This window comes from Vibrio sp. 1249-1 (genome assembly GCF_033340495.1).
In genome coordinates this window covers 1-528 of sequence record NZ_JAWOWJ010001134.1, presented here as the reverse complement: position 1 = coordinate 528, position 528 = coordinate 1, and the positions used below count along the sequence as shown (strand labels likewise).

1 pseudogene is annotated in these 528 nt (G+C 40.5%); it reads left to right on the top strand.

The features are described from left to right. Positions 1–44 precede the first annotated feature (44 nt). Positions 45–528: pseudogene (locus R7Z50_RS30885) on the top strand (hybrid sensor histidine kinase/response regulator); the annotation flags it as partial.

The window sequence follows — 528 nt, the reverse complement described above, 5'->3', positions numbered from 1 at the left end:
AAACTACACTTTTCATATCAACCCTTTGGATATGGAAATGCGCTGTGGTCGGAATTTTTTCGTGGAATAACCTGTCAGTAAAACACAAACTGTTTGGCCTTGTCTTACTGCCAATCATTTTGTTGTTTTTTCTGGCGGGACAACACGTTCATAATCTTTCGACTCAAGCTCAAGATTTACAAAAAGCCCAATTATTCTCTGTTTACATCGACAAAGTCTCTTACCTGTTTAATTTACCCAATAACCCATCCATCCCGAATAAAGCTGAGAAAACAACGCAGCTCATTCAAGAACTAAAAGAAACGACCCCCCGCGTTTTTGGCGACAATTCTGAGGTTTTGCCTCTACTTGCGAGTTTTGAAGAAGCCAGCCTCTCGATGTTCACAGCAATCGATATCGAAGAAAAACTGGATATTGCAGAATGGCGAGCAGATACTTTTGAGCAAATCCTACTTAATCTCGACAAGGTCTATTTTAGTAACGTCAGTTACGAAACCGATCGCCATCTTTCCTCCTTAATGCAATTGG